The sequence below is a fragment of the Rhodococcus sp. IEGM 1366 genome, from assembly GCF_033142425.1.
Classification (GTDB): Bacteria; Actinomycetota; Actinomycetes; order Mycobacteriales; family Mycobacteriaceae; genus Rhodococcus_F; species Rhodococcus_F globerula.
Genome location: NZ_JAWLRZ010000006.1, coordinates 282,496 through 300,850 on the forward strand (window position 1 = coordinate 282,496; position 18,355 = coordinate 300,850).

Annotated in this window: 22 protein-coding genes and 1 tRNA gene; 17 read left to right on the forward strand and 6 right to left on the reverse strand. The window is 61.2% G+C overall.

The genetic code is table 11. The features are described from left to right. Positions 1-60 precede the first annotated feature (60 nt). Complete coding sequence (locus R4P64_RS19675) at positions 61-636, reverse strand: 5-formyltetrahydrofolate cyclo-ligase (RefSeq protein WP_317822309.1); 576 nt, start codon at positions 634-636, stop codon at positions 61-63. A 59-nt stretch (positions 637-695) separates the two neighbouring features. On the opposite strand from R4P64_RS19675, the gene R4P64_RS19680 reads away from it, so the two are divergent. The 5 genes from R4P64_RS19680 to R4P64_RS19700 all read left to right on the forward strand — a co-directional run bounded on the left by R4P64_RS19680 (position 696) and on the right by R4P64_RS19700 (position 4,830). Next, positions 696-1,607, forward strand: a complete 912-nt coding sequence (locus R4P64_RS19680) for a UTP--glucose-1-phosphate uridylyltransferase (RefSeq protein ID WP_033234238.1) — start codon at positions 696-698, stop codon at positions 1,605-1,607. A gap of 125 nt (positions 1,608-1,732) precedes the next feature. Beyond that, a complete protein-coding gene (gene glp, locus R4P64_RS19685; RefSeq protein ID WP_033234239.1) occupies positions 1,733-2,992 on the forward strand; it encodes a gephyrin-like molybdotransferase Glp in 1,260 nt (419 codons plus the stop codon). Between the two features lie 57 nt (positions 2,993-3,049). Continuing rightward, complete coding sequence (locus R4P64_RS19690) at positions 3,050-3,685, forward strand: GNAT family N-acetyltransferase (protein ID WP_033234240.1); 636 nt, start codon at positions 3,050-3,052, stop codon at positions 3,683-3,685. A gap of 243 nt (positions 3,686-3,928) precedes the next feature. Further along, on the forward strand, positions 3,929-4,666 hold the full coding sequence (glpR, locus tag R4P64_RS19695; protein ID WP_033234241.1) for a gephyrin-like molybdotransferase receptor GlpR: 738 nt from the start codon (positions 3,929-3,931) through the stop codon (positions 4,664-4,666). Positions 4,667-4,754: 88 nt separating this feature from the next. Next, positions 4,755-4,830, forward strand: a tRNA-Ala gene (locus R4P64_RS19700). 335 nt (positions 4,831-5,165) lie between these two features. On the opposite strand, the gene R4P64_RS19705 is transcribed toward R4P64_RS19700, so the two are convergent. Then, positions 5,166-5,468 (reverse strand): hypothetical protein, encoded by a 303-nt coding sequence (locus tag R4P64_RS19705; RefSeq protein ID WP_219111438.1) that lies wholly within the window; start codon positions 5,466-5,468, stop codon positions 5,166-5,168. A gap of 27 nt (positions 5,469-5,495) precedes the next feature. Here R4P64_RS19705 and R4P64_RS19710 point away from each other — a divergent pair, with 27 nt between their 5' ends. The 3 genes from R4P64_RS19710 to R4P64_RS19720 are packed head-to-tail and all read left to right on the forward strand — an operon-like array spanning position 5,496 to position 7,826. Continuing rightward, complete coding sequence (locus R4P64_RS19710) at positions 5,496-6,308, forward strand: hypothetical protein (protein WP_317822314.1); 813 nt, start codon at positions 5,496-5,498, stop codon at positions 6,306-6,308. 46 nt (positions 6,309-6,354) lie between these two features. Then, entirely contained in the window at positions 6,355-6,816 is a 462-nt protein-coding gene (locus tag R4P64_RS19715; RefSeq protein WP_045069236.1) for an ImmA/IrrE family metallo-endopeptidase, read from the forward strand. Next, complete coding sequence (locus R4P64_RS19720) at positions 6,813-7,826, forward strand: hypothetical protein (protein ID WP_033234243.1); 1,014 nt, start codon at positions 6,813-6,815, stop codon at positions 7,824-7,826. Before R4P64_RS19715 ends, R4P64_RS19720 begins: the two co-directional genes overlap by 4 nt. Before the next feature lie 49 nt (positions 7,827-7,875). On the opposite strand, the gene R4P64_RS19725 is transcribed toward R4P64_RS19720, so the two are convergent. Next, the gene (locus tag R4P64_RS19725) at positions 7,876-8,292 is read right to left on the reverse strand and encodes a helix-turn-helix domain-containing protein (RefSeq protein ID WP_033234244.1); all 417 of its coding nucleotides are present in this window, start codon (positions 8,290-8,292) and stop codon (positions 7,876-7,878) included. A 501-nt stretch (positions 8,293-8,793) separates the two neighbouring features. Between R4P64_RS19725 and R4P64_RS19730 the strand changes: the two genes are divergently transcribed. From R4P64_RS19730 to R4P64_RS19740, 3 genes are all read left to right on the forward strand, one after another. After that, the gene (locus R4P64_RS19730) at positions 8,794-8,949 is read left to right on the forward strand and encodes a hypothetical protein (protein WP_165826315.1); all 156 of its coding nucleotides are present in this window, start codon (positions 8,794-8,796) and stop codon (positions 8,947-8,949) included. 117 nt (positions 8,950-9,066) lie between these two features. Then, positions 9,067-9,915, forward strand: coding sequence for an SDR family oxidoreductase (locus R4P64_RS19735; protein WP_033234245.1), 849 nt, complete (start codon positions 9,067-9,069; stop codon positions 9,913-9,915). Between the two features lie 52 nt (positions 9,916-9,967). Further along, positions 9,968-10,459 carry a DUF2505 domain-containing protein gene (locus R4P64_RS19740; RefSeq protein WP_033234246.1) on the forward strand — a complete coding sequence of 164 codons (492 nt, stop codon included), beginning with the start codon at positions 9,968-9,970 and terminating at the stop codon, positions 10,457-10,459. 7 nt (positions 10,460-10,466) lie between these two features. Here R4P64_RS19740 and R4P64_RS19745 read toward each other — a convergent pair whose 3' ends face one another. Continuing rightward, positions 10,467-10,952: an FABP family protein gene (locus R4P64_RS19745; protein WP_092806975.1), complete on the reverse strand. Its 486-nt coding sequence runs from the start codon at positions 10,950-10,952 to the stop codon at positions 10,467-10,469. Between the two features lie 61 nt (positions 10,953-11,013). Here R4P64_RS19745 and arcA point away from each other — a divergent pair, with 61 nt between their 5' ends. Beyond that, on the forward strand, positions 11,014-12,231 hold the full coding sequence (gene arcA / locus R4P64_RS19750) for an arginine deiminase (protein ID WP_033234247.1): 1,218 nt from the start codon (positions 11,014-11,016) through the stop codon (positions 12,229-12,231). A gap of 3 nt (positions 12,232-12,234) precedes the next feature. Here the strand turns inward: arcA and arsC are convergent, their stop codons facing one another. After that, entirely contained in the window at positions 12,235-12,588 is a 354-nt protein-coding gene (gene arsC, locus R4P64_RS19755; RefSeq protein WP_317822318.1) for an arsenate reductase (glutaredoxin), read from the reverse strand. Positions 12,589-12,683: 95 nt separating this feature from the next. On the opposite strand from arsC, the gene R4P64_RS19760 reads away from it, so the two are divergent. From R4P64_RS19760 to R4P64_RS19775, 4 genes are all read left to right on the forward strand, one after another. Further along, complete coding sequence (locus R4P64_RS19760; RefSeq protein ID WP_033234400.1) at positions 12,684-13,367, forward strand: SDR family oxidoreductase; 684 nt, start codon at positions 12,684-12,686, stop codon at positions 13,365-13,367. Further along, positions 13,367-13,729 (forward strand): GntR family transcriptional regulator, encoded by a 363-nt coding sequence (locus R4P64_RS19765; RefSeq protein WP_033234249.1) that lies wholly within the window; start codon positions 13,367-13,369, stop codon positions 13,727-13,729. The genes R4P64_RS19760 and R4P64_RS19765 overlap by 1 nt, the downstream gene beginning before the upstream one ends. A 47-nt stretch (positions 13,730-13,776) precedes the next feature. Continuing rightward, positions 13,777-14,208, forward strand: a complete 432-nt coding sequence (locus tag R4P64_RS19770) for a DoxX family protein (protein WP_033234250.1) — start codon at positions 13,777-13,779, stop codon at positions 14,206-14,208. Positions 14,209-14,292: 84 nt separating this feature from the next. Next, positions 14,293-15,933, forward strand: coding sequence for a BCCT family transporter (locus R4P64_RS19775; protein ID WP_045069245.1), 1,641 nt, complete (start codon positions 14,293-14,295; stop codon positions 15,931-15,933). Between the two features lies 1 nt (position 15,934). Here R4P64_RS19775 and R4P64_RS19780 read toward each other — a convergent pair whose 3' ends face one another. After that, positions 15,935-17,494: a dolichyl-phosphate-mannose--protein mannosyltransferase gene (locus tag R4P64_RS19780; RefSeq protein ID WP_287160189.1), complete on the reverse strand. Its 1,560-nt coding sequence runs from the start codon at positions 17,492-17,494 to the stop codon at positions 15,935-15,937. A 23-nt stretch (positions 17,495-17,517) separates the two neighbouring features. On the opposite strand from R4P64_RS19780, the gene rsmI reads away from it, so the two are divergent. Next, positions 17,518-18,348, forward strand: a complete 831-nt coding sequence (rsmI, locus tag R4P64_RS19785; protein WP_033234253.1) for a 16S rRNA (cytidine(1402)-2'-O)-methyltransferase — start codon at positions 17,518-17,520, stop codon at positions 18,346-18,348. Positions 18,349-18,355 lie beyond the last annotated feature (7 nt).

Genomic DNA, 18,355 nt, shown 5'->3' on the forward strand with positions numbered 1-18,355 from the left:
AGTGCCAACAGCGCTAATTACGTGTCTATTCCCACTGCGCGAGAAATGGTGGCGGCCGCCTCATCGGTCCAGTCGGGTCCAACCCGCAGTCGGGGTCAGCGCCCAGCCCATCGGAATGTCGTGCGGATCTGCGGGGAGCTGTTCGACGAGCTCCGAGTCGCGAACTACCACGACGAGCCTGGCAGTCGGCGACGCCAATCCCAGCGTGCGGTCGTAGTACCCGGCGCCGCGTCCCAGCCGAGTGCCTCGCCGATCCACGGCGAGGGCCGGGACGAAGACAGTGTGGGCGAGCGCGATCGTTTCCGGTGGTAGTACCGGTCCGACGGGTTCCCGTAGCCCGTACGCAGCGGGGCGAAGTGCGTCGACACCCGTGTACTCGACCCAGGACAGCGGGCCGGGTGCGCCGGTGATCGGCAGGAGAACGCGATCTACGACGGCTGCCAGCGCGTCCAGCAGGTCAGTGGTTCCAGGTTCGGTCCTGGTCGGAACGTAGGCGCAGACAGTCGTCCCCGGGATTGTCAGATCAAGCGAGTGCGCCGTGAGTGCCGACGATTCGGTGCTCCGAGTTTGCTCCGATATCGCACGCCGCTCGGCCAGCACTGTTTGTCGCCATTGCTCTTTTTCTCGAGGTTCCACCACTTCACGATATGCATCGTGCTGACCATCGGGTAACAAGCTGCCGTTAGGGTGTTGGCATGACAGACGTGGTCGCTAGCAACAAGAAGGCCTTTCGTACGGCCGTGGTTCCTGCTGCCGGATTGGGTACCCGCTTCCTGCCGGCCACCAAGACCGTTCCCAAGGAATTGCTGCCGGTCGTCGACACACCGGGTATCGAACTGGTTGCCGGGGAGGCCGCCGATTCCGGCGCTGAGCGCCTGGTCATCGTGACCTCGCCCGGCAAAGACGGGGTTGTCGCGCATTTTGTCGAGGATCTTGTCCTCGAAAGCAAGCTGGAAGCGAGTGGAAAGCTCGCTCTACTGGCCAAGGTGCGTAAGGCACCCGGACTCCTCGAAGTCGACTCCGTGATCCAGGATCAGCCACTCGGTTTGGGGCACGCGGTCGGTTGCGCCGAGGCTGTCCTCGACGACGACGAGGATGCGATCGCGGTTCTTCTGCCCGACGATCTCGTGTTGCCTAGAGGTGTGCTCGAAACCATGGCCAAGGTACGCGCCAAGCGCGGCGGTTCGGTTTTGTGCGCCATCGAAGTTCCCAAGGACAAAGTCAGCGCATACGGCGTCTTCGACGTCGAAATCGTGCCGGACGCCACCAACCCCGACGTGCTCAAGGTCATCGGGATGGTCGAGAAGCCGGCTATGGAGGACGCGCCGTCCACGTTTGCTGCCGCTGGTCGATACCTGCTCGATCGCGCCATTTTCGACGCACTGCGACGCATCAAGCCCGGAACCGGTGGTGAATTGCAGCTGACCGACGCCATCGCGCTTCTCATCTCCGAAGGCCACCCCGTGCATGTCGTCGTTCATCGCGGTACTCGACACGACCTCGGAAATCCCGGCGGTTACCTCCGCGCTGCGGTTGACTTCGCACTGGACATGGATGACTACGGCCCGTCGTTGCGAGAGTGGTTGGTTGCTCGTCTCGAACGATAGGGATAGTTCGGACATCTCCGCACAGCAGTTGACGCAGGATCGAGATGACCGGCCAATCGTGTGGCAAGGCATCATGGGCTGCGGGTAACACGAGTTTCGCGACAAAGTAGGAGGACGCAGTCCATATGCGGTCGGTTGAGGAGCAGCAGACCAGGGTCACAGCCGCTGCAGTTGCGCCCCGGCCGGTTCGTGTCGCCATTTCGGAGGCACAGGGGTTGCTCTGTGCCGAGGAAGTGGTCACCGAGCGGCCGCTGCCAGGGTTCGATCAGGCTGCCATCGACGGATACGCAGTCCGTAGCGTCGATGTTGCGGGTGCCGGCACGGATCTGCGTGGCGAGGACGGCGAGCCGATCGACTTGAGCCTGCCTGTCGTCGGTGAGGTCACGGCCGGTTCGCGTCAGCCGATCCGGCTACAGCCACGGCAAGCTGTGCGCGTCGACACCGGCGCGCCGCTGCCCACGTTGGCCGATGCGGTTCTCCCGCTGGAGCAGACCGACGGTGGCCGCGCCCGCGTGCGAGTCTTTGCGCCGGTGCGCTCAGGAGACTACGTACGACGCGCGGGTGACGACGTGCAACCGGGCGATGTCGCTGTTCGGGCGGGAACCATCATCGGCGCTGCCCAGGTCGGACTTCTCGCGGCAGTGGGCCGTGACAAAGTTCTGGTGCATCCGCGTCCACGGCTATCGGTCATCAGCGTCGGGGGCGAGCTGGTCGACATCGACCGAACTCCGGGACCCGGCCAGGTTTACGACGTGAATTCGTATGCTCTGGCTGCGGCTGCTCGTGACGCCGGAGCCGACGTCAACCGGGTTGGCATTTCCGGATCGGATGCTCGCCGGTTGCGTGAGGTTGTCGAGGGGCAATTGATCCGATCCGAGATCGTGGTCATCGCGGGAGCTGTCGGCGGTGGAGCGTCCGACGAGGTCCGCGATGCGCTGTCCGAACTGGGAACGCTCGAGGTCGAGCGGGTCGCGATGCATCCGGGATCAGTTCAAGGGTTCGGTCAGCTCGGGCGTGACGAGGTACCGACCTTCCTGCTCCCATCGAATCCGGTCAGTGCGCTCGTGGTGTTCGAGGTCATGGTCAGGCCGCTCATCCGGATCGCGCTCGGTCGTCGCCAGCCGATGCGTCGCATCGTGAAGGCCCGAACGGTGGGAACGATTACGTCGATCGCGGACCGTAAAGGATTCCTTCGTGGGCAGTTGATGCGCGACGAGGCAACGGGGGAGTACCTGGTCCAGGCTCTCGGTGGCGCCGCGGGCGCGTCGTCCCACCTGTTGGCGACGTTGGCCGAAGCAAATTGCCTGGTACTCGTCGACCGGGATGTCACCGAAGTGCAGATCGGTGAAGAAGTCGACGTCGCATTTCTCGCCCAACGTGGCTGAGTCACGGCTGGCTCACTTCCGGTGCGCCGCTTCGACTTTCCAACCGAATGAGGTGTGATGTCAGTCCATCCCGGATGGCCCGAGAAGCTGGGCCCGATTCGTGTGGCTGCCGGTGTGGTCACCGTCCGGCCGATTCGGTTGCGCGACGCGTCCGCGTGGAGCAGATTGCGCATTCGGGATAGAGAGCATCTCGAGCCGTGGGAACCGACCGGTGAATCGCCGTGGGATGCCCGGCATCACATCACCGTGTGGCCGTCGTTGTGCGGAAGTCTTCGATCCGAGGCGCGCAAAGGCCGGATACTTCCGTGGGTGATCGAGCTGGACGGCAATTACTGCGGGCAGATCACCATCGGCAACATCGTTCGCGGCGCGTTGCGTTCCGCTTGGGTGGGTTATTGGGTTGCGTCGGATGTCACGGGTGGTGGTGTGGCGACAGCTGCGGTGGCGCTCACGTTGGACCATGCCTTCTCGCAGGTGGGATTGCATCGTGTCGAGGCAACTGTTCGTCCGGAGAATTCGTCCTCGCGCGCCGTGCTCCACAACGTCGGCTTCCGTGAAGAGGGACTCCTACGCCGGTACCTCGACGTCGACGGGCAGTGGCGCGATCATGTGCTTGTGGGGATGACGATTGAAGAGATTCCCACCACAGTTGTGGATCGGCTTGTGCGCTCCGGTCGTGCGTCTTGGGTATGAAGTCCCTAGTTAAAAGGTAGTTACCGCCCGAATTGTCATCAAAATTGCTAGGCCGGGTCATTGCGAGTTCAACTTTTCCTCCGACAAATTCCGGCGGATCGGTCAGTTCGGTTCGGTACGCGTGTGACACATGAGTAAGGTGGGGTTCGGCGCGTCGGCAACGATGCGAGCCGGTCGGCCGTTAACCTTGATTCATCAACGGCTGGCATAGGTGCTGGTAGGTGATCGGGAGGAGGTCGCGGCATGCCTAGTTCATTCGTGTGGATCGGGCTCGTGGCCGTCTGGTTGTTCGTGCTCGTGCCCATGCTCGTGAACAAGCGCCCCCGGATCCGTCAGACCAGCGAAGCGGCTCTTGCGACTCGCGTACTTCACCGCGGCGACAGCAATCCTGTGCGACGCGGACCGGCAGCCGGACATCGAAGCGATCCGAACTGGCAACCAGAACCAGTGCGCAGCAGCTACGACGCGGAGGACCAGATGGACACTCACGCAGAAGACAGCGACTACAGCGGTGGCCGTGCCCCGGTCAGGGAGTTCGTGCCTGTCCGACGCGGCCGCGGTGGATTCGATCCCGAAGCCGATGCCGTCGCCCGAGAAGCGCGCTACACGTTTCGCCAGCGCACCCTTCTCGGACTTGCCTTCGTCTCGATCATGGCCGGTGCACTCGCGCTGATCGTCTCGCCCCTGGTGTGGTGGCTCTGTGCCTTGTCGTTTGCCGGTCTCGTCGGCTACTTGGCATATCTGCGCCGGCAAGTGCGCATCGAGCAGGAAATTCGCCGCCGTCGCACTGAACGGCTCAACCGTTCACGTCTGGGCGTCGAATCACACACAGACGAGGAATTGCGCCTGATTCCTTCTCGTCTGCGCCGACCGGGCGCAGTAGTCCTGGAAGTTGACGACGGAGACCCGGCGTTCGACCACCTCGATCACTACGAGGAAGTGCCGATGCAGTCGGAAATGCGACGCGCATCGGGTCAGTAAAACGTTCATCGTTTCGGAGGCGGGTAACTCGAGGCTCGGACTTCGGTCCTGCTAGAGTTGCCGAGCACACGCTTTCGGGCGGTGGCAAGGGGCTGTGGCGCAGTTGGTAGCGCGCTTCGTTCGCATCGAAGAGGTCAGGGGTTCGATTCCCCTCAGCTCCACCACGTAATCAGCTCCATCCAGTAATCAGTTCCACCCAGTAATCAGTTACCGATCAGGTCCTTCAGCTAGCGCTGAGGGACCTGTTTTGTTACAGACCGGTCGGTCGACAAATCGCCGCGACTCGCGAAGAATGTGCGGGTGTGTGCAGTTTCATACAGCCGCTGGGGCCCACCGAACCCGGTTTCGAACCGGTTGAGGCATGATCCTTGGTGGGCCAGTTATTTTCTGGACATGTAACGACCGTGACGTCGCGACGATAATCTCACTGTGTCGCTGCGCCTGTGCATGCAGCTAGAACGTTTTTGTCGGGAGGAATTTGATGAGCCAGCCACGACGGCTAGTCATGGCGCTTGTAGCTGTCTTGTGCCTGACGGGTGTGGGGTTCCTCGCTATTTCTGTATTTCCGACTGTCGTTTCGGCTCAACCCGGTGCAGGTGAAAACAGCGATGACAGCGCTGACACCACCGTCACCGACGCCACCGACATTCCCAGTGCTGATGCCTTGGATAAACACGGCAATAACGGCAACGGCAATAACGGCTGCGGCAATAACGGCAATGGTTGGGGCAACGGGTGCGGCAACGGGTGCGGCAACAACGGCAACGGCAATGGTTGGGGCAACGGATGCGGTGGTTGCCACCACCACTGCACGACGACGAGTCCAGTCGTGACCACGACGACCGATCCCGTTATGACGACGACCACTGATCCGGAAGTAACGACGACGGACCCGACTGAACCAGAGGTCCCGACCACGACTACTGATCCGGTCGTAACGACGACCACTGATCCGGAAGTGACGACCACGACCACTGATCCGGAAGTGACGACCACGACCACTGATCCGGAAGTGACGACGACTACCACTGATCCGGAAGTGACGACGACTACCGATCCGGTCGTAACGACGACTACCGATCCGGTCGTAACGACGACTACTGATCCAGAAGTGACGACCACGACTACCGATCCGGTCGTAACGACGACAGACTCGACGGAACCCGGGGAGCCGAGCAATTCGACTGAGGTGTCGACAAGTGCTGAGGCAACTACAAGTTCAGAACAGTCCAGCGAAACTTCGGTGGCGGCGGCTCCGGCCGGACCGGAAAATCCTCAGGGCCCGTCCGCCGAAAGTGGGTCGCCGGTGTCCGGGCCGTCCGGCGGCGTAGGCGGCGCCGCCACACCGGCAGCACCTCAAATCTTGGCTGCACCGGCACCGATCGCTGCTGCGGTGCAAACGGATGGCCCGAATTCCTCGGCTTCGGCACAAAGTGACGACCCGCAAGCTTTCCCGGTGGTCTTCACCTCAGGATTGCCACCAATTCAGAATGCTGCTGCGGTGGTAGGTGGCCTCGCGGGAATGACGTTGGTTGCGGCGGGTGCAGGCGCATTGACGTTCAGGGGCGCTTCGATGCAGAAGGCTCGATTGGCAGCGGCGCGGGCTGAGTTCCTGGCACCCCGATCAGGAAGAGGTGTGTAGGACAGTGCCGACAAACAGGCGTTCGCATCGTCGAGTTCTTGCTGCGGTGGACGCGGTGTGTGATGCTGCTGCGTCGTCGGAGGCGGTGAATTTGTTGACGGTGGTGGAGGCTGTGGCGCTCGAGCGTGAGCGGCCGATCGAGATCGATCTGCAGACTCCGTTGGCGACGGGTGTGTGCGGTCAACGGCGCGCGTTCGACGATCATGACGTTATCGTTCTGGCACCGGGCTTACCCAATGTCGAGCGAACTCTTGCACATGAGTTGGGGCACATCGTGTTTCGGCATGAAGGGGCGGAGATCGCGGAGGCGACGTTGGAAGCCAGCGATGATCTGATCGCGTACATGCTCAGCCAGCGATCGCTGCGCCGCAACGAGCCGGTGCCGATGGATGACCTTGCAGAGTGGGAAGCGGAGACCTTTGCGTCGATGCTGTTGATGAGGTTGAAGACGATGAGCGGTCGTGGGACCCCGTTGTCGGTGCTGCGGTACGACGAGGCGATCGGATGATCGCTTGGGCAATTGCCTTGGTGGTGTGGATTGCAGCAGGTGCAAGGCTTGGGCGCGTGGTGGCGCGAGTTGCCACGCCGCTGCGTACGGCCATGGTTATCGCCGGATTCGGTGTTGCGTTGATGGCTACGGTGCTTGTCCCCGGGGTGTGGGACATCGTGGACAGAATTGCGCCTGATCAGCACTTTTCAGCGATGGTTGTTGTCGTGTTGTGGGTGTTCTTGTCGGCAGCAAGCGCGGTTGGCGCGGTGTCTGCGTGGCCTGTGATGACGCGTTCTGCGATGCGCGTCGTGGCAATCGTGTTGTATACGGTCGGCTTGCTTGTGTCGATTTCCGTGGGCGTCGGTTATCCGATGCCGGCTTTGCTCTTTGTGGTTGTCGCGCTGGCGTTGGTTATCTCGACCGGACTGCGGCACGTTGCGTGGGCGCCGTTGGGCCGCGGAATCGGACTCATCGTCGTGGGTTCGATGATTCTGCTGATTGTTGTCGTGGTCATGCTGGTCGAGTCGGTGCGTGGGGCGAACGCACTCGAGTCGGGGATCTGGTCCGGCGCCGGCGTGCAATTCGTATCGGTGGCGGGGTTGCTGATCGCGCTGGGCATCACGTGGATGTTGACCGAGACATGGGTTCGAGCGCGCTTGGACCTGAAGCGTTTAGGGGGCATACACGGTCTGCTGGTGAAGCGATTCCCGGAGGTTGTGGATGTCGACAGTGCGGCAACTACAACAGTGCTCAAGGCGTCGGACATGATCGCGCAGATCATGGACGCCATGTACATCCAGGCAGGTGCCGGGTTGTTCGACGTCGGTGGAAGGGAGCCGCCGAGGTCGCTCGCCACGCATTCCGAGATATTGACGGAGTGGATTGTGAATCCACTGGAATCAGATGTTCTCGATACCCGTTGGATTGCGCCTCCTGACGGTATGTCCGCCAGGAGATGGGTCTTGGTTCTGGCTAGGGACTACGAAAAGTTCGAAGCCCAGCCGAATACGACAAAAGCAGGCCGATAGGTGTCGATCGACCTGCTCAGTGTCGTCTAGGGACAGCCCTAGCCTCGCGTCAACGTGACGCGTCTGGTGGGACTTCGGGTAGTCCTTCGCTTGCACGGAGCTTTTCGGCCATAGTCGTGAGAAGGTTCTGCGACTCTTCCGACAGATCGAACGCTCGGCTCGAGAGTCGACGCAGACCGTAACCCTGGAGCTGTGCGAGCAGTTCGAGGTCGTGATCGATCTTCGCGGCGTAGATGTCGTTGAAGAAGTAGTCGGGCTTCACCTTGAAGAAGCGCGCAAAAGCAGCGACAGTCTCGTCCGACGGGTTGGTGCGTTGTCCCGAGCGGAGCTGTGAGATGTACGGCTTGGAGATCTGGTGGCCGTCCTCGATCAACGCGGAGGCGACCTCGGCGTTGGTGTGGGGCTTGCGCCCGGGAGGATGGACACTGTCGAACAGTTTGTTCAGTCGTTCTGCAAAGTCAGCCATTGTGAACCGCCCCGTAATCCTCTCTATCAGCGATTGTTCGTTCAGCGAATCCCACGATATCACGCGGATAACCGATTGGTAGCTCGCTGTAGTCCATTCGGTGGGCTTTGGGTGCAGGGTTGAGTTCGGTATTTATGGGAACTCGGGGGATGCTTCCGTCGAGTTCGCGGGTAATTTCGGGCCGCTCGATATCGCAATAGGACCAATTATGTGGGCAGTAGAGACCTACCGCAGTGCTGCATATTGTCACCATAACGAACCGTTTACCCGTTTTGCCTGCAGTAGCTATACGTTAACCCGGTTTTGGTGGTTCTTACTGTGTGAATAATCGCAGTTCAGGCCTCGGTCGACTCCAGTTCACCTCTGGAGTGCGTATTGTCGGGACCTTTGCCCCGATTTGCTCAAATGTGGCACGAAGTTTGTCGGATACGGGGTGTCTGTGGCTCGTCGTAACGACGTTCGCCACTAGCCATGGCCTGATAGTTGGCGCAAGATTGTGACATGAAACACATCATGAGTGACGAAGAGTTACGCCGGGCGATTCGCGCGCTCCAGGATCGTGCCCTCGATGCGCGCAAGCGTGGAGACCGCGACGCGGCAGACGAAATCGAGCGCACCATGCGTGACTACCAGGATCAGATGGCGCAACGCCTGTAGCGCAGCTGGGCCGAGAACTTCGGCTTGGAATGAAGCGGACATAACCCCTGCCGGTAGATGCTGCGTGCGTACACTTCCCTGCATGTCCACAGTGCTACCGCGGGGGAGTGTAAAGCCATGTCGATAAGGTCGCTCGATGGAAAGAAGTGCCTGATCACGGGTGCGGGTAGCGGTATCGGTCGAGCTACAGCGATTGCGGCGGGCGCTGGCGGGGCAGAGTTGTTTCTCACGGATATCAACGGTTCCGGTCTTGATGAGACCGTCGAAATGGTGTCCTCGGCCGGCGGTACCGTCAGTGTGGCGGAGGCATTCGATGTTTCCGATTACGACGCCGTATCCAAATTCGGCGCAGAAGTGGCCGAGCAGTTCGGATCGATGGATGTCGTGATGAACATTGCAGGCATATCGGCCTGGGGAACAATTGAGAACCTCGAGCATCGTCACTGGCGATCAATGGTGGACGTCAATCTCATGGGGCCCATTCATGTCATGGAGACGTTCATTCCGCCGATGATCCGCGCCGGAAAAGGCGGTCATCTGGTCAATGTCTCGTCGGCCGCCGGCCTGCTGGCTCTGCCCTGGCATGCGGCGTACAGCGCCAGCAAGTTCGGGCTACGAGGCGTTTCGGAGGTACTTCGGTTCGATCTGAAGCGTCACGGCATCGGTGTGAGCCTCGTTGTTCCGGGTGGGGTGAAGACTCCATTGGTGGGCACCGTCGACATCGCGGGCATCGATCGGGACGACCCGCGAGTCAAGTCATTGGTGCATCGCTTCGAGAAGCGTGCGGTTTCGCCGGAGAAAGTGGCGGAGTGCATTGTCTCCGGTATCGAGAAGAATCGATATCTGGTCTATACATCCAATGACATCAGGTTCGGTTATTGGTGGGCTCGTAAGTTCTCTCCGCCCTATGAATTTGTTATGCAGAAAGCGAATGACCAGTTCGCCAAGCTGTTACCGCGCTCGTAATTAGCTGCCTTTCAGAACCAGTGCCAACTCGCATAGGGACCAAGGTCACCAAATGTCAAAGAGTTTTCGATTTGGTATCGAATTCAACTTTCCGCCCGAGAAGGTTCATGCGGCATTGACAGATACTCGGTATTGGATGATCAGACTTGGCGACCTGTATTCCAAGGCAGTTATCGAAGACGGAGGCGGAGCGATAGCGGTGTCGCTAACCGACGAGCTCGAATCGTCGGCACTGCCGGGGTTGGTTGCAAAGCTGGTTCCGGACCGCCTCGGTGTCGAGCGAGCCGATCGGTGGGGTCCGCTATCCGACGGCCGGGCGGTCGGATCAGTGACCGGGAGAGCGCACGGATTGCCTATTCGTATCGAGGTCGACCTGGAATTGGCCGAAGCAGGCGACGCTCGCTCCGTGCTGAACGTCGACGGCTGGGCAGAGGTGAAGATTCCGGTTCTAGGCGGCCAGATCGAAAGGCTGTTGAAGAATATGGCTCAGGATCTGTTGCGCCGCGATCACGACGCCGTCGAAGCGTTCCTACTCAATCCGTGAAAGAGCGTTAATCGTCGACGCGCTGGAGCTCGGCATGCAGATGATGAGTGAGCGGTGTCTGATCGTGTGCCATCCAGATGTCGTACGTCAGTGTGTCTTCGTGAACCCGCACTACGCGTCGCACATCGGTGACGGGCTTGGAATCCGGTGACGCCGCAAGTGTCAACAGTGTGAAGGCAAGAGTGCCCTCGGCGTCGATGCTGCCGCGGTGGATCTCCACAAAACCGGTCGGCTGGGTGATCAGCAACTCGAGCTTGTTGCCGGGGACCGGGCGCAGGTATCCAGATTCCATGTGAAGTGGGCGGCCGTCGGGCAAGCCACGTGTGCGTGAGCTGTACGTCAGGAACGGTTTGGGGGTCGGAGCGAAGACGATTTCCTCGGAGTACTCGAAATCGTCGATCGTCGGAAAGTGTCCGCTACCGGTGCCGGCCCAGCGTCCACACAACAACTCGACCCCTCGGTGTTCGTTCTCGGGTCGCTGTGGTGCCGTCATGGTGGTTCCTCTCACTGGTGTCGGCCATCAGATTACGCACCGACGGGAATACTGTTTATCCATGAACGGTTCTGGATCCGTCTCGCTCGGTGTCGACTCCGAGGTAGGTAGGTTGCGTTCGGTCATCTTGCATCGTCCCGGCGACGAATTGAAGCGGCTCACCCCGCGAAACAACGATCAACTGCTTTTCGACGGTTTGCCGTGGGTTGATCGGGCGCAGGACGAGCACGATCAGTTCGCGTCGGTGCTGCGTGAGCACGGTGTCGAGGTTCTGCTGCTTGCGGATCTGCTCGCCGAAGCCTTGACGGTCAGCGGTGCGGCCCGGATTCAGGGAATTTCGGCTGCGGTGGACACACGGAAGATCGGGCACTCGCTGGGGCAGCATCTGTCGTCGTACCTACGCAGTGTGCCGCCGGCGGAGTTGTCGTCCATCCTCACCGCCGGTATGACTTTCGACGAACTCCCGATCGACGCGTCGTCGACGTCGCTGGTGCGGCGGATGCACCACGGCGGGGACTTTGTGATCGATCCGTTGCCCAATCTGCTGTTCACGCGTGATTCGTCGTTCTGGATCGGGCCGCGGGTGGTGATTACGTCCTTGGCGTTGTCTGCGCGGGCGCGGGAGTCGTCGATCACCGATCTGGTGTATGCGCATCATCCTCGGTTTCGGGGGGTGCGGCGGGCGTACGAATCGCATACCGCTCCGGTCGAAGGTGGTGATGTGCTGCTACTCGCTCCCGGCGTGATTGCCGTCGGTGTGGGTGAGCGGACGTCGCCGGCGGGGGCGGAAGCATTGGCGCGCAGTGTGTTCGACGACGATTTGGCGCATACGGTGTTGGTGGTGCCGATCGAGCAGCGCCGCGCGTCGATGCATCTCGATACGGTGTGCACGATGGTGGAGGCCGACGCCGTAGTCATGTATCCGGCGATTCAGAACACATTGTCGGCCTTCACTATTCGGCGTGAGGATGACGGCGTGAGCATACGAGGTGCTGACCCGTTCCTCGAGGCTGCCGCCGACGCGATGGGGATCGGGAAGCTGCGGGTCATCGACACCGGATTGGACACGGTGACTGCCGAACGTGAGCAGTGGGACGACGGAAACAACACTCTGGCAATTGAACCCGGTGTGGTGGTCGCATACGAGCGCAATGTCGAGACCAATGCGCGGCTGGAGGCGTCGGGGATCGAGGTGCTCCGGATCGCGGGGTCGGAACTGGGATCCGGCCGGGGTGGTCCCCGGTGCATGTCCTGTCCGATCGCCCGCGATCCGTTGTGATGCCTAGAGGATTTCTTCGACCTTGTCTGCCGGGCGGGCGAGGACAGTGCCCTTGTCAGTGACGACAAAGGGGCGTTCGATGAGAATCGGGTGTTCGATCATGGCGTCGAGGATCTTGGACTCGGATGCGTCGGCGAGCCCGAGTTCCTTGTACTGCGATTCACGCTTACGAACTGCCTGGCTGGGAGTGAGGCCGGCGTCGGAGAGGAGTTTATCCAGTTCCGAACGGGTAGGCGGTGTATCGAGGTACATGACGACGGTCGGTTCGATGTCGTGTTCACGGAGCCGGGCGAGAACAGTTCGTGAGGTGTTGCACCGTTGATTGTGGAAGATCGTTGCAGAGGCCATGGTCGTCATTGTGCCTGGCGTGATCAGCTGCCCGGTCGGGAAGTGGGAACAAACGGCCCCTTCCGGTGCGCTGGACTGAAGTACCGACGTACGAGGAGTGGATGATGACGGAACATCGAAGTGTCGACGAACGGCGAGTGGCGATTGCCGGAGGTCACGGCAAGATCGCGCAGCACCTCATATTTTTGCTGGCCGGACATGGTGATCGGCCGGTTGCGCTGATCCGCAATCCGGATCACGAGGGTGCGGTCCGGACGTTGGGCGCATTTCCCGTAGTGATCGACCTGGAAACGGCCACCGTCGACGAACTCGCGAAGGTGCTGGCCGGGTGCGATGTTGCAGTTTTTGCGGCGGGAGCCGGTCCGGGGAGTGGAATTGCGCGTAAGGACACAGTCGATCGGGCGGCAGCGGTACGGCTTGCAGACGCGGCGGAAAAAGCGGGTGTTCGTCGTTTCATCCAGATCAGTGCGATGGGCGCCGGCGAACCGGTTGCGGAGGGGACCGACGAGGTTTTTGCCGCGTACCTCGAAGCCAAGACGGCCGCCGAGGACGATCTGCGTTCTCGCACGGGCTTGGAGTGGACGATCATTCGTCCGGGGCTACTCACCGATGACGATCCGATCGGTGAGGTAACTCTGGCCGAGCCTCCGGTTGCGCGTGGATCGGTCAGTAGGGCTGATGTAGCGGCGGTGATCGAGGCGTTGATCGATGCGCCCGCGAGTGTCGGCAAGACGTTGGTTCTGACGTCCGGCTCCGATCTTGTTCGCGACGCGGTTGATGCCTTGTGATGACCGGTATCGTGATCGACCACGGTTCGTCCGTGGCGCCGTACGACCAACTACGCCAACAGATTATCGAACAGGTGCAGACCGGGGGGCTGATAGCGGGGGCCAAGATTCCCACGGTTCGGGCGCTGGCAACGGACCTGGGTTTGGCGGCGAATACCGTCGCAAAAGCGTATCGGGTGCTCGGCGAGCAGGGGGTGATCGAGACCCGCGGGAAGCAGGGCACCTTCATTGCGTCGGGAAGTGATCCGGTACGAGCGCAGGCGGAGCAGGCGGCGACGGCTTTCGTGAAAGATGTGCGTGCGCTCGGATATTCGGATGACGAGATACTGACTATGGTCGAGGCCGCATTGAGAGGCGCGTGACGCAGCCTTAAGTTGACGCTTCAACTTAAAGCTGTCAGGCTTGCACCATGAATTCGTCGATCGTCCGTGACCTCGGACTCCTCATCGCTCGCATCGGCCTTGGCATCATCTTCATCGCCCACGGTTGGCAGAAGTTCTTCACGTACAAGATCGCCGGAACGCAGGCGTCATTCGAAATGATGGGCGCGCCCCTGCCCAAGGTGTCGGCGATTCTTGCAGCCACGATCGAACTCGGCGGCGGAATCCTGCTCATTGCCGGCGTCCTGACTCCGCTTGTCGGTGTGCTGCTGTTCCTCGACATGGTGGGCGCCTTCTTCATCGTCCACTCGGGCAACGGCATTTTTGTCGACGCTGGTGGCTACGAACTGGTACTTGCGCTCGGTGTCGGCTCGCTGCTGATCGCCACGATCGGAGCCGGTCGTATTAGCGTGGACGGATTGATTGGCAAAGGCAACGGTTGGTTGAAAACCGCAGCGTAAGGCGTATTTCGGGGCGGGTCCGGCAGGTGTCGGGCCCGCCTTCGCTATTGCTTTTGTTCGCGCGAGTGACCAACGTATTGTCCTATGGTGACGAAATCTGATCCTTCAGAGCAGAATTCCGGTGCCAACGAGGACCGACCGACGAATGGGTTCACACGAGTAGGTGTGCGAACCGATTACGTGGTTTTTTCCGTAACGGCAGTGGCGGTCTTGGCAATTCTCGTGTGGGGCCTCGTTGCCCCCGACAATCTGAACTCGGTGACGGGGAGCATTCTCGACTGGCTCGTCGTCAACATCGGCTGGCTCTTCGTTCTCGCGGCGTCGGCTTTTGTGCTGTTCTCCATCTACCTCGCCGTCAGTCGGTTCGGAGACATTCCACTCGGCAAGGACGGTGAGAAACCGGAGTTCCGGACCGTCAGTTGGATTGCGATGATGTTCAGCGCCGGAATGGGAATCGGCCTGATGTTCTTCGGTGTCGCCGAACCATTGGCGCACTACGTCAATCCACCACCTGGCACCGACGGCGGTATCGGAACCGCTATGGCAACCACCATGTTCCACTGGGGGCTTCATCCCTGGGCGATGTATGCCGTTGTGGGCCTTGCCATTGCGTACGGATCGTATCGGCGTGGACGCAAGCAGCTTTTCAGCTCGGCTTTCATCCCACTGCTCGGGCGTCGGGCTGAAGGTCCGATCGGCAAGATCATCGATATTCTTGCCATCTTCGCGACTCTCTTCGGCACGGCCGCATCACTGGGACTCGGCGCCCTGCAAATCGGCTCGGGATTCCAGGTGGTCGGGTGGATGCAAGAAGTGAGTGTCTTCCTCCTCGTTTCCATTGTCGCGGTGTTGACCCTGGCCTTTGTCGCATCGGCAGTCTCGGGCGTTTCCAAGGGAATTCAGTGGTTGTCGAACATCAACATGGTGCTCGCGTTGATCTTGGCGCTCTTCGTGTTCGTACTCGGACCGACAGTTCTGATCCTCAACCTTCTGCCCACCACCATCGGCGCCTACGCGTCGGATCTCGCCCAGATGTCGGCAAGGACCGGAGCGTCGTCGAATCCCGAGACAGGAGAGTGGCTGTCGTCCTGGACCATCTTCTACTGGGCCTGGTGGGTGTCCTGGACACCGTTCGTGGGAATGTTCTTGGCGCGCATCAGTCGTGGGCGCACTATTCGTCAGTTCATCGTTGGTGTCATTGTCGTCCCGACGACGGTGAGCCTGTTGTGGTTCTCGATCTTCGGCGGTGCCGGGATCGGTGAGGAGCGAGACGGAATCGATCTCGCGAGCCGGGGTTCCGAGGAAGCGCAGTTGTTCGGGATGCTCGACAATCTCCCGCTCGCGGGCGTCACGACCGTCCTGGTCATGCTGCTCGTAGCTGTGTTCTTCGTCTCGGGTGCAGACGCCGCGTCGATGGTGATGGGCACTCTCTCGCAGCGGGGAACTCTCGAGCCGAGTCGGTGGGTCGTGGTGTTCTGGGGTGTGTTGACCGGTGGCGCCGCGGCGCTATTGCTGTGGACCGGCGGTTCCGAAGCGCTCGAGGGTTTACAGACGATGACGATCATCGCGGCCGCGCCATTTGTCGTCGTGATGATCGGCCTGTGCTTCTCGCTCTACCGAGATCTGTCACACGACCCGATCATCGTCGCTGCCCGAGAACAGAAACGAGCGCTTCTCCAAACCCGACGGGTCCGACGAGGCACTCGCGCTCGGCGCGATACCTGAGCTATTTCCAGCTCGGCAACCACAGATGGTTCTGCCACGATTCCGGAGTGATCGGCATCGCGGTCAAGATGGGCCACAGGTAGACGAAGTTCGCGACAACCAGCCCGATGTACAGGCTGACCGCGAGCAATCCCGTGGTGCGTCGCTCGACGGAATCCGTTGCCTTGCCAAGTACATCGCCGAGTGTCAGCGCAAATCCCATGACCATGAACGGTGCGAGCGCAACGCCGTAGAAGAAGTACATCTGACGGTCCATCGTGGCGAACCAGGGGAGGTAGGCGGCGGCGTATCCGGTGAGAACAACGGCATAGCGCCAGTCACGCCGAACGAACGTCTTCCAGATCGCCCACGCCAACATGGGCAGCGCCAGCCACCACATCGCCGGCGTGCCGATCAGCATGATCGCCTTGACGCAGGTGGCCGCCCCACAGCCCGTCACCTGCTCGCCGTCGGCGTAGTAGTAGAGCATCGGACGAAGACCCATGGGCCACGTCCAGGGTTTCGATTCCCACGGGTGGTGGTTGCCCGCGGAGTTCGTCAGGCTCGAGTGGAAGGTGAGCACGTTGCCGCTGTAATACCAGAGGGAACGCAGCGCCGACGGTATGAAACTCCACGTTCCGCCCTCGCCGATCTCGTTGCCGACGGCGTGGCGATCGACGCCCGTCTCGCTCGCAAACCAGGCCCAGTAGCTGGCCAGGTAGACGCCGATCGGGATGACGACCAACGCGTACAGAGCGGGGCCGATGTCGCGGACCGCGGTGCCGAACCATGGCCGCTGCACACGGTAGGCGCGGCGTGCGGACAGGTCGAACGCGACGCTGAGGAGTCCGAAGAACAAGATGAAGTACATCCCGGACCATTTGGTGCCGCAGGCCAATCCGAGCAGGATGCCGGCGCCGAATCGCCACCACCGGAATCCGAGCCGTGGACCCCATTCGGAATCGCCGATCCGACCCTCGGCGTAAGCGGTGGCCATCCGTTGCCGAACCTGGTCACGGTCGACGATCAGGCAGCCAAGCGCGGCGAGAACAAAGAATGCGAGAAAAATGTCGAGCATGCCCAGGCGGGACGAGACGAACGTGACTCCGTCGACGATCAGCAGAATGCCGGCAATCGCGCCGATGAGCGTCGAACGTGTCATCCGTCGAACGATCCGAATGATCAGCAGCACCATCAAGGTTCCGACCAATGCCGACGAGAACCGCCAACCCCAGCCGTTGTAACCGAAGATCGCTTCACCGATTGCGATCATCTGCTTGCCGATCGGCGGGTGCACCACCAATCCGTAACCGGGGTTGTCTTCGATCCCGCCGCCTGTCAACACCTGCCAGCCTTGCGGCGCATAGTGCTTCTCGTCGAATACGGGAGTGCCGGCGTCCGTGGGATAGGCGAGCATCGTGAACCGGGTGATTGCGGCGATCGTGGTGATGACGGCGGTGACGATCCAGCCACGCAACCGGTCCGTGGGGCCGAAGTCCGGGGCGGGTACGAGCGGCGCTGGACTACGCACTACCCGATCGCCACTGGCGGGCGTTGGCCGCTCGTCCGTCTGCACAGTCACTCGGCAATCGTAGGCTGTCAGGTATGACTGGTCGCTTGGTACTCGCCGCAACACCCATGGGAGACGTCGGTGACGCGTCTCCGCGTCTGCGCGACGCTCTCGCAACCGCCGACGTCGTAGCGGCCGAGGACACCCGACGCACCAAGTCGCTGGCCTCGGCACTTGATGTCACGATCACCGGAAAGGTGGTCAGTTTCTACGATCAGGTGGAGATTGCGCGACTTCCCGCGCTGGTCGCCGACGTTGCCGGCGGCAAAACCGTCCTCCTGGTGACCGACGCCGGTATGCCGTCGGTCAGTGATCCCGGATACCGCCTTGTTGCTGCATGTGTGGCTGAGAACTTGAAGGTCACCTGCCTGCCTGGCCCGTCCGCAGTGACTACTGCCCTCGCGCTGTCAGGGCTGCCCGTCGAGCGCTTCTGCTTCGACGGTTTCCCGCCGCGCAAGGGTGGACAACGCAAGACCTGGTTCGCGGGACTGCTCACCGAGCAGCGCGCGTGTGTGTTCTTCGAGGCGCCGCATCGCCTGGCTGATTGCCTGGCCGACGCCGTCGAGGTGCTCGGCCCGGACCGGCGTGCTGCCGTTTGCCGCGAGTTGACCAAGACCTACGAAGAGGTGAAGCGCGGAACTCTCGGCGAACTCGCTGCGTGGGCTGCCGAAGGTGTGCGCGGCGAAATCACAGTAGTGCTCGAAGGTGCTGTTCTGGTGGCCTCCGATCCGGCCGATCTGGTCGAGGAAGTGGAACGCCTGGTCGAGGGCGGAGCACGTCTGAAAGACGCGTGCGCCCTCGTCGCCACCCCCGGTGTGTCGAAGCGCGAACTGTACGAAACGGTGCTGGCTGCTCGTAAGGACTAGCGCTGGG

What these genes read in the sequence shown, in the direction of transcription:
- R4P64_RS19680 (WP_033234238.1), top strand. Translation starts at nt 696, where the DNA reads ATGACAGACGTGGTCGCTAGCAACAAGAAGGCCTTTCGTACGGCCGTG.
- glp (WP_033234239.1), top strand. Translation starts at nt 1,733, where the DNA reads ATGCGGTCGGTTGAGGAGCAGCAGACCAGGGTCACAGCCGCTGCAGTT.
- R4P64_RS19690 (WP_033234240.1), top strand. Translation starts at nt 3,050, where the DNA reads ATGTCAGTCCATCCCGGATGGCCCGAGAAGCTGGGCCCGATTCGTGTG.
- glpR (WP_033234241.1), top strand. Translation starts at nt 3,929, where the DNA reads ATGCCTAGTTCATTCGTGTGGATCGGGCTCGTGGCCGTCTGGTTGTTC.
- R4P64_RS19720 (WP_033234243.1), top strand. Translation starts at nt 6,813, where the DNA reads ATGATCGCTTGGGCAATTGCCTTGGTGGTGTGGATTGCAGCAGGTGCA.
- R4P64_RS19725 (WP_033234244.1), bottom strand. Translation starts at nt 8,292, where the DNA reads ATGGCTGACTTTGCAGAACGACTGAACAAACTGTTCGACAGTGTCCAT.
- R4P64_RS19730 (WP_165826315.1), top strand. Translation starts at nt 8,794, where the DNA reads ATGAAACACATCATGAGTGACGAAGAGTTACGCCGGGCGATTCGCGCG.
- R4P64_RS19735 (WP_033234245.1), top strand. Translation starts at nt 9,067, where the DNA reads ATGTCGATAAGGTCGCTCGATGGAAAGAAGTGCCTGATCACGGGTGCG.
- R4P64_RS19740 (WP_033234246.1), top strand. Translation starts at nt 9,968, where the DNA reads ATGTCAAAGAGTTTTCGATTTGGTATCGAATTCAACTTTCCGCCCGAG.
- R4P64_RS19745 (WP_092806975.1), bottom strand. Translation starts at nt 10,952, where the DNA reads ATGACGGCACCACAGCGACCCGAGAACGAACACCGAGGGGTCGAGTTG.
- arcA (WP_033234247.1), top strand. Translation starts at nt 11,014, where the DNA reads ATGAACGGTTCTGGATCCGTCTCGCTCGGTGTCGACTCCGAGGTAGGT.
- arsC (WP_317822318.1), bottom strand. Translation starts at nt 12,588, where the DNA reads ATGACGACCATGGCCTCTGCAACGATCTTCCACAATCAACGGTGCAAC.
- R4P64_RS19760 (WP_033234400.1), top strand. Translation starts at nt 12,684, where the DNA reads ATGACGGAACATCGAAGTGTCGACGAACGGCGAGTGGCGATTGCCGGA.
- R4P64_RS19765 (WP_033234249.1), top strand. Translation starts at nt 13,367, where the DNA reads ATGACCGGTATCGTGATCGACCACGGTTCGTCCGTGGCGCCGTACGAC.
- R4P64_RS19770 (WP_033234250.1), top strand. Translation starts at nt 13,777, where the DNA reads ATGAATTCGTCGATCGTCCGTGACCTCGGACTCCTCATCGCTCGCATC.
- R4P64_RS19775 (WP_045069245.1), top strand. Translation starts at nt 14,293, where the DNA reads ATGGTGACGAAATCTGATCCTTCAGAGCAGAATTCCGGTGCCAACGAG.
- rsmI (WP_033234253.1), top strand. Translation starts at nt 17,518, where the DNA reads ATGACTGGTCGCTTGGTACTCGCCGCAACACCCATGGGAGACGTCGGT.